Source organism: Variovorax guangxiensis, from assembly GCF_003952165.1.
GTDB classification, from domain to species: domain Bacteria; phylum Pseudomonadota; class Gammaproteobacteria; order Burkholderiales; family Burkholderiaceae_C; genus Variovorax; species Variovorax guangxiensis.
Window position 1 is genome coordinate 55,546 of record NZ_RXFT01000025.1, and the last position, 7,339, is coordinate 62,884.

General features: G+C 63.6%; 9 protein-coding genes. 8 read left to right on the forward strand and 1 reads right to left on the reverse strand.

From position 1 onward, the window contains the following. Positions 1 to 13 precede the first annotated feature (13 nt). The 7 genes from EJP67_RS32815 (at position 14) to hemP (ending at position 5,845) form a co-directional block, all read left to right on the forward strand. Positions 14 to 2,407 (forward strand): catecholate siderophore receptor Fiu, encoded by a 2,394-nt coding sequence (locus tag EJP67_RS32815; protein ID WP_126025893.1) that lies wholly within the window; start codon positions 14 to 16, stop codon positions 2,405 to 2,407. Between the two features lie 94 nt (positions 2,408 to 2,501). After that, on the forward strand, positions 2,502 to 3,182 hold the full coding sequence (locus EJP67_RS32820; protein ID WP_126025894.1) for a Fe2+-dependent dioxygenase: 681 nt from the start codon (positions 2,502 to 2,504) through the stop codon (positions 3,180 to 3,182). Between the two features lie 114 nt (positions 3,183 to 3,296). Next, positions 3,297 to 3,569, forward strand: coding sequence for a (2Fe-2S)-binding protein (locus tag EJP67_RS32825; protein WP_126025895.1), 273 nt, complete (start codon positions 3,297 to 3,299; stop codon positions 3,567 to 3,569). A 116-nt stretch (positions 3,570 to 3,685) separates the two neighbouring features. Further along, entirely contained in the window at positions 3,686 to 4,378 is a 693-nt protein-coding gene (locus EJP67_RS32830) for an energy transducer TonB (protein WP_311737056.1), read from the forward strand. Between the two features lie 18 nt (positions 4,379 to 4,396). Continuing rightward, positions 4,397 to 5,113, forward strand: coding sequence for a MotA/TolQ/ExbB proton channel family protein (locus EJP67_RS32835; protein WP_126025897.1), 717 nt, complete (start codon positions 4,397 to 4,399; stop codon positions 5,111 to 5,113). A 5-nt stretch (positions 5,114 to 5,118) separates the two neighbouring features. After that, positions 5,119 to 5,532, forward strand: a complete 414-nt coding sequence (locus EJP67_RS32840) for an ExbD/TolR family protein (RefSeq protein WP_126025898.1) — start codon at positions 5,119 to 5,121, stop codon at positions 5,530 to 5,532. A gap of 100 nt (positions 5,533 to 5,632) precedes the next feature. After that, positions 5,633 to 5,845, forward strand: coding sequence for a hemin uptake protein HemP (gene hemP / locus EJP67_RS32845; RefSeq protein WP_019655899.1), 213 nt, complete (start codon positions 5,633 to 5,635; stop codon positions 5,843 to 5,845). Positions 5,846 to 6,026: 181 nt separating this feature from the next. Here hemP and EJP67_RS32850 read toward each other — a convergent pair whose 3' ends face one another. After that, positions 6,027 to 6,434: a GlcG/HbpS family heme-binding protein gene (locus EJP67_RS32850; RefSeq protein ID WP_081268676.1), complete on the reverse strand. Its 408-nt coding sequence runs from the start codon at positions 6,432 to 6,434 to the stop codon at positions 6,027 to 6,029. Positions 6,435 to 6,600: 166 nt separating this feature from the next. On the opposite strand from EJP67_RS32850, the gene EJP67_RS32855 reads away from it, so the two are divergent. Next, a complete protein-coding gene (locus tag EJP67_RS32855; RefSeq protein WP_126025899.1) occupies positions 6,601 to 7,302 on the forward strand; it encodes a Bax inhibitor-1/YccA family protein in 702 nt (233 codons plus the stop codon). Positions 7,303 to 7,339 lie beyond the last annotated feature (37 nt).

Here is a 7,339-nt window from a genome sequence, read left to right on the forward strand (position 1 = left end):
CGGAGAAAACTTCATGGCCTACATCAAGAGCCGCAAACACCCTGTTGCGCGTGCCGTTCCACATCTTTCTGGCGCCGCCGCCGCAACGCTGATGGCCATTGCGGCTCCCGGCGCCCTGGCCCAATCGGGTGGGGCGCTGCCTGAAGTGCGCGTGCAGGACTCCGCAGTCACCGACTACAAGGCCGACAACTCGGCCAACCCCAAGTTCACCGCTCCTCTCGTGAACACGCCCCAGACCATCCAGGTCATCAAGGAACAGATCATTCGCGACCAGGGCGCGACCACGCTGACCGAGGCGCTTCGCAACACCCCCGGCGTGGGCACTTTCTTCCTCGGCGAGAACGGCAACACCAATACCGGCGACGCTGTCTTCATGCGCGGCTTCGACAGCTCCAGCGCGATCTTCGTCGACGGCATCCGCGACCTGGGCTCGGTCTCGCGCGACATCTTCAACATCGACCAGGTCGAAGTCGTGAAGGGCCCGTCGGGCACCGACGTGGGCCGCACTTCGCCCACCGGCTACATCAACCTCGTCACCAAGAAGCCGTCGATGGAAGACAGCTTCCTGGGCTCGCTGAGCTTCGGCAGCGCCGACTTCAAGCGCGGCAGCGTCGACTGGAACAAGTCGCTGAGCGGTGCCAACGGCATCGGAGCGGCTTTCCGCCTCAATGCAGTGAGCGAAGACGGCGGCGTGGCCGGCCGCGACTTCGTCAAGAACAAGCGCTGGGCGATCGCGCCTTCTCTCGCCCTCGGCCTGAACAGCCCGACGCGCATCTTCCTCGACTACCTGCACGTCAAGCAGAACAACGTCCCCGACGGCGGCGTCCCCACCATCGGCCTGCCGGGCTACACCACGCCCGACGCCACCGCGATCACCCGCGGCCTGGCCCGCCGCACCTACCTGAACTACGCGCCGCGCGTGGATTCGAGCAACTTCTACGGCACCAGCTCGGACTTCGACAACGTGACGGCCGACATGTTCACCGCGCGCATCGAGCACGACCTCACGCCCGACATCACCATCCGCAACACCACGCGCTACGGCAAGACGTCGCAGGACTACATGCTGACGTCGTTCATGGGCGGCGGACTGACCTCGACGAACGGCGTCGGCACCCTGCCCGCCGTGAATTCCGGCTTCATCAACACCGTCATCCCGACGATCCCGGCAAGCTGGACGATCACGCGCAACCTGCCCACCAACAAGGACCAGGAAAACACGATCTTCACCAACCAGACGAGCGTGTCGGCCAAGTTCAACACGGGCAGCATCAGCCACTCGTTCAACGGCGGCCTCGAATTCATCCGCGAGAAGCAGACGGCCAACAACTTCTACACGCAGGGCTTCGCCAGCGTGGGCACCACGCTGGCAGCCGCCGGCTCCTGGCCCGCCGCCAACCTGTACAACCCGAACCCGTACGTTGCCGGCTACAACCGCATCGCCAACGGCACCGGCTCGGACGGCAGCACCGACACCATCGGCCTGTACGCCTTCGACACCCTGAAGTTCAACGAGCAATGGCAGCTGACCGCCGGCCTGCGCTACGACCACTACTCGACCACCTACAACGCCACTGCGCTGACGCTGGCGCGCACCGGCAACGGCCCGCAGACCTCGACGGTCACGCCGACCAACCTGAAGCTGTCGGACAACCTGCTCTCCGGCAAGATCGGCCTGGTCTACAAGCCGACGGAGAACAGCAGCGTCTACGCGGCCTACGGTACCGCCGCGCAGCCCCCGGGCGGCGCCAACTTCCAGCTGGCCGCCGGCGGCACCGGCAACAGCGCCGGACGCACCGATTTCCTTCCGCAGAAGGCCAAGACCTACGAACTCGGCACCAAGTGGGACGTGATGAACAAGCGCGTGGCCCTGACGGCGGCGCTGTACCGCACCGACGTGAGCAACGAGGTCGTGCAGGACTCCGTCACGCAGCAGTACTTCCAGACCGGCAAGAAGCGCGTGCAGGGCGTGGAACTCGGTGTGTCGGGCGCGCTGACCGACAACTGGGGCGTGAGTTCGGGCTTCACCACCATGAACACCCGTGTGCTGAGCGGCCCCTCGGTGCTGGCGGACGGCTCGACTGCGCTCGCCTACACGCCGAAGAAGGCTTTCACGCTCTGGACCACCTACCAGTTCCCGTTCGGCCTCACGCTGGGCGGCGGCGCGCGCTACAACGGCAAGCTGCAGCGCGGCACCGACGGCGCGGTGGGCACGCCAGCGTATGTCGACTCGTACTGGGTGTTCGACGCGATGGCTTCCTATCGCATCAACAAGAACATCGACATCCAGCTGAACGTGTACAACCTGTTCAACAAGGACTACGTGGCGGCCATCAACAAGAGCGGCTACCGCTACACGCCGGGCATCCCCCGATCGGCCAAGATCACCGCGAACTTCGCGTTCTGACGGTCCTTCTCGCGTGCACCGGGCCGACCCGGTGCGGTGCGACACTCGAGCCCCGGCCCGCGCCGGGGCTTTTCTCATTGCGGAGTTCCTGAAAATGATGCTGCATGTGCCCGAAGTGCTGAGCCCCGAGCAGGTGCGCGAGATGCGCGCCGCACTCGACGCCGCGCAATGGACCGATGGACGCGAAACGGTGGGGGCGCAAGGGGCGCAGGTCAAGCGCAACCGCCAGCTGCCGGAGCATTCTCCTGTGGGCAAGGAGTTGGGCAGCATCGTGCTGGCGGCACTGGCGCGGAACCCGCTCTTCTTCTCGGCCGCTCTTCCATCGCGTTTCGTGCCGCCGCTTTTCAATCGCTACGAGGGAGGCGAGCACTACGGCGTCCATGTCGACGGCGCGGTGCGAGCCTTGCCTGGCACCGGGCAGCAATTGCGCACCGACCTGTCTTGCACCCTCTTCCTGTGCGATCCGGAAGACTACGAGGGGGGAGAGCTGGAGGTGATCGACACTTACGGTTCACACGAGGTGAAGCTTCCGGCGGGAGACCTCATCCTTTATCCGGCGAGCAGCCTTCACCGGGTGCATCCGGTGACTCGCGGTGCGCGGATCTGCTCCTTCTTCTGGCTGCAGAGCATGGTCCGCAGCGATCAGCAGCGCGGGATGCTTTTCGAGCTCGACCAGAACATCCAGAAGCTTCGTGCACGCCTCGGCGAATGCGAGGAAACCGTGGCGCTGACAGGGCACTACCACAACCTGCTGCGGCTCTGGTCGGAGGTCTGACTCCAGGAAGCCGGGTGTTGCATGAATCAGTAACACATAGTTATTGTGAATGCGATGGATTCTTATTTATAATCGCCCACATCCAACAGCCAGCCAACTGCCGCTTTCACCGCCATGATCGTTTGTGTCTGCCGCCGAGTCTCCGACCGCGAAATCGCACGCCATGTGCGCGCCGGGATGACTTTCGACGAAGTGCAATTCGAGCTTGGCGTCGCCACCCAGTGTGGCCAATGTGAAGGTTGCGCGCGCGATATCGTCGCGCAGTGCAGCGCTTCGCACCCGGTTGCCGCATTGAATTGCGAATCGGGTCCGAGAGCGATCCAGCTTGCCAACTCCATCAAGGAAAGCAAAGCATGGAACTCGTCTCGGCACTCGGCGGCAGCCTGATCTTCGTCGCAGGCTCGGTCTGGTGGATCTTTCGCAAGTAGCGCCTGTGGCGTCTTCGTAGCGGTTTTGCTGCAATCGGGGCACCTTTGGGGGTGCCCGCATTCGAATGGTTGATCGTGTCTGACCGCTTCGCCCCCCCTCCTTCCCTCTTCGGCCTTTCGCGCAATGTCGTCATTGCCGGCGGGGTCGTCCTGTTTCACGCCGCCGCGCTCTGGGCGCTCCAGAGCGGGTTGCTGCGCCGTGCCGCCGAAGTGGTGATCCCCGTGGAGATCATCAGCCAGCTCGTCGAACCGCCCAAGCCGGCGCCACCACCACCGCCCCCGCCTCCTCCGCCGGAGAAAAAGGTGGCCAAGGTGCCGCCGCCTCCGCGGCCCCAGGCGATCCGGGAGCCCAAACCGACGCCTGCGCCGAACGCCCCCACGGGCAGCGTCGAGCCGCCTCCGCCTCCAGCGCCCATTCCGCCACCCGCTCCGGAGCCGCCGCCGGCGCCGCCCCCCGCACCGCCGGCGCCCAAGCTGGTCGAAATCAGCGAAGGCCAGACGCAATACGTGCGCGAACCGCGCGTCGTGTTCCCTGCAATGAGCAGGCGCCTGGGCGAATCCGGCGTCGTGGTCATCGCGGTGTATTTCAACAGCGCGGGCATTCCCAAGCGGGCGGAAATCTTCAAGTCCAGCGGTTACGAGCGGCTCGACCAGGCCGCGCGCGAAGCGTTGATGTCTTCGCAAGTGACGCCATTCAAGCAACCGGGGGCCAACGAGGCCACGGTCTACATGCTGAAGGCGCCCATCCGGTTCAATCTTTCCCAGTAATTTTTTGGAGTAGTACGCATGGATTCTCAATTCGGCTTGATGAACGTCTGGAATCAGGGCGATTTCGTCACGAAGGCCGTGGCAGTGCTGCTGATCGGCATGTCGCTCGCGTCGTGGATCGTCATCATCGTCAAGGCGCTCGACGTCATCCGTTACAAGCGTCTCGCCAAGCACTCGCAGGACTTCTGGCACAGCGAAGACTTCGCCACCGCCCTGAACAAGCTGGGCAAGGACGACAGCAACCCCTTCCGCGCACTCGCCCTCGAAGGCCGCGAGGCAGCCGCGCACCACCGCAACACCAAGGCCCACCTGCACGATGCGCTGGATGTGAGCGACTGGATCACGCGCGCCCTGCGCAACGGCATCGACGCCTTCACCGCCCGCCTGCAGACCGGCCTGGCGATCCTGGCTTCGGTCGGCTCCACGGCTCCATTCATCGGGCTGTTCGGCACCGTCTGGGGCATCTACCACGCGCTCATGAGCATCGGCTCGGCCGGCCAGGCAACCATCGACAAGGTGGCCGGCCCGATCGGAGAAGCGCTGATCATGACGGCCCTCGGCCTTGCCGTCGCCATTCCGGCGGTGCTGGGCTACAACGCGCTGGTGCGGGGCAACAAGTTCGTGCTGACCAAACTCAACGCCTTCGCCCATGACCTGCACGCCTACTTCGTGACCGGCGCGCGTGTGCAAAGCGGCGGCAGCGACGCCATCGTCGTCCCGCTCAAGAAGGGCTGAGCATCATGGCCTTCGGAACACAAGACGAACCCGATGAGGTGATGAACGAGATCAACATGACGCCGCTGGTCGACGTCATGCTGGTTCTGCTCATCATCTTCATCATCACCGTGCCGGTGATGAAGCACGCGGTCAACATCGACCTGCCGCGCGCCACCAGCGAGCCGGAGCAGCCCAAGCCGCAGAACATCCTGTTCAGCGTGACTGCCGACGGCGCCTACTACTGGAACGAGCAGAAGATCGACGACAGTGAGTTGCCCGGTCGCTTGGCCGCAGAAGCCGCCAAGGAGCCGCAGCCCGAGCTCCACATTCGCGGCGACAAGGCTGTTCGCTACGAACGAGTGGCCAAGGCGATGTCGGAAGCCCGTGAAGCCGGCGTGCGCAAGATCGGTTTTGTCACGGAACCCGACCCCAAGTGAGCTGAAAGAAAGAGAGCAAGCAAAAAAAGTTGATCGCGGCGATTGACTTCTACTTGCGAATCATTATCATTCACTCATCGCTTCGATAAGGGAACCACAGATGCCAGCCACACCGAATGCCTTTTCTGTTCTGAACCATCCTTCGCTCGACCAGTCGGGTGGCGGCCATGCGTCGATCCAGGCAACGCGTCCGGTGCCGATGCTCGAAAGCACGGAGCTTCTGAAAGGAAGCAAAACCGTCGGCATCATGCACAACGGCTCCCTCTATCGGCTGCAAGCCACCAAACTCGGCAAGCTGATCCTGACCAAGTAAGTCATCCAGCCCGCCCTTCGCGCAAGTTTCATCGTGGGGCGACTCAAGGAGATTCATCTCCGAAGGGTCGTTTTTTGCTAGCCAACGGTTCGCCGACTAGCCAAGCTTTTTTTCCACGCTGAAGCAGCCCAAACAAAAACGCCGACCTCGAAGTCGGCGTTTTGCTTTGTGCGGAGAAAACTCAGAGGCCCAGAGCCGCGATGCCGGCCTTGGCGATCTGCGCGTCTTCATTCGACTTCACGCCGCTCACGCCGACTGCGCCGATCACGTGGCCGTCCTTCACGATCGGCACGCCGCCTTCGAGCAGGCCCTGCACTTCAGGCGCCGTAAGGAACGCGGTCCGGCCACCGTTGATGATGTCCTCGTAGACCTTGCTTTCGCGTCGCCCCATGGCTGCCGTGTGGGCCTTGGCGGGAGCGATGTGCGAAGACAGGGCCGCCGCGCCGTCCAGGCGCTGCAGCCAGAGCAGGTTGCCGGCGTCGTCCGAGATCGCGATGGTCACTGCCCAGTTGTTCTTGAGAGCCTCGGCTTCGGCCGCTGCGGCGATGGTCTTGACGTCGGCGAGTTCGAGGAATGACTTGGTCTTCATGATGGATGAGCTCAGTTTGCGTGAAACCCGAGAGCATAACGGCCATGGCGCCAGGGGCGCCTTCAGGGCTTGGGAACACCCCGCATACGGTTTTTCCGGTACCCCCTCTTGCGGCCCCCTAGAATGCGCCCAACTGCGTCATGCAGCAACCACAGGAGCTCCGGCCATGAACGACCGCGTTACCACCCTAGACACTTCTTCCGGCTACGGCCAGCCATTGGCGCAGGCTGAGCGCCAGCGCGTGCTGCGCAATACCTACTGGCTTCTCGCACTGAGCCTGCTGCCCACCGTGTTGGGCGCCTGGGTCGGCGTCAGCACCGGCATCACCCGCTCGCTCACCGGTGGCCTGGGCCTTATCGTCTTCCTCGGCGGTGCCTTCGGCTTCATGTTCGCCATCGAGAAAACCAAGAACTCCGCGGCCGGCGTGCCCGTGCTGCTGGCATTCACGTTCTTCATGGGCCTGATGCTGTCGCGCCTGATCGCGATGGTGCTCGGCTTCAAGAACGGGTCCGAACTCATCATGACGGCATTCGGCGGCACCGCTGGCGTGTTCTTCGTGATGGCCTCGCTGGCCACCGTCATCAAGCGCGACCTGTCGGGCATGGGCAAGTTCCTGTTCGTCGGCGCAATGGTTCTGATGATCGGCGCGATCATCAACGTGTTCGTCGGCTCGACCACCGGCATGCTGGTCATCTCGGTTGCCGCCATCGGCATCTTCTCGGCCTACATGCTCTATGACCTGAAGCAGATCATGGACGGCGGCGAAACCAACTACATCAGCGCCACGCTCGCCCTGTACCTCGACCTGTTCAATGTGTTCCAGAGCCTGCTGGCACTGCTGGGCATCTTCGGCGGCGAGCGCGACTGAGCGACGCACACGCGTCCAACGAAAAGGGCCCCTCCGG

Coding starts and splice junctions, on each gene's coding strand:
- EJP67_RS32850 (WP_081268676.1), bottom strand. CDS start 6,434: ATGAAGACCAAGTCATTCCTCGAACTCGCCGACGTCAAGACCATCGCC.
- EJP67_RS32825 (WP_126025895.1), top strand. CDS start 3,297: ATGATCGTTTGTGTCTGCCGCCGAGTCTCCGACCGCGAAATCGCACGC.
- EJP67_RS32855 (WP_126025899.1), top strand. CDS start 6,601: ATGAACGACCGCGTTACCACCCTAGACACTTCTTCCGGCTACGGCCAG.
- hemP (WP_019655899.1), top strand. CDS start 5,633: ATGCCAGCCACACCGAATGCCTTTTCTGTTCTGAACCATCCTTCGCTC.
- EJP67_RS32835 (WP_126025897.1), top strand. CDS start 4,397: ATGGATTCTCAATTCGGCTTGATGAACGTCTGGAATCAGGGCGATTTC.
- EJP67_RS32820 (WP_126025894.1), top strand. CDS start 2,502: ATGATGCTGCATGTGCCCGAAGTGCTGAGCCCCGAGCAGGTGCGCGAG.
- EJP67_RS32815 (WP_126025893.1), top strand. CDS start 14: ATGGCCTACATCAAGAGCCGCAAACACCCTGTTGCGCGTGCCGTTCCA.
- EJP67_RS32840 (WP_126025898.1), top strand. CDS start 5,119: ATGGCCTTCGGAACACAAGACGAACCCGATGAGGTGATGAACGAGATC.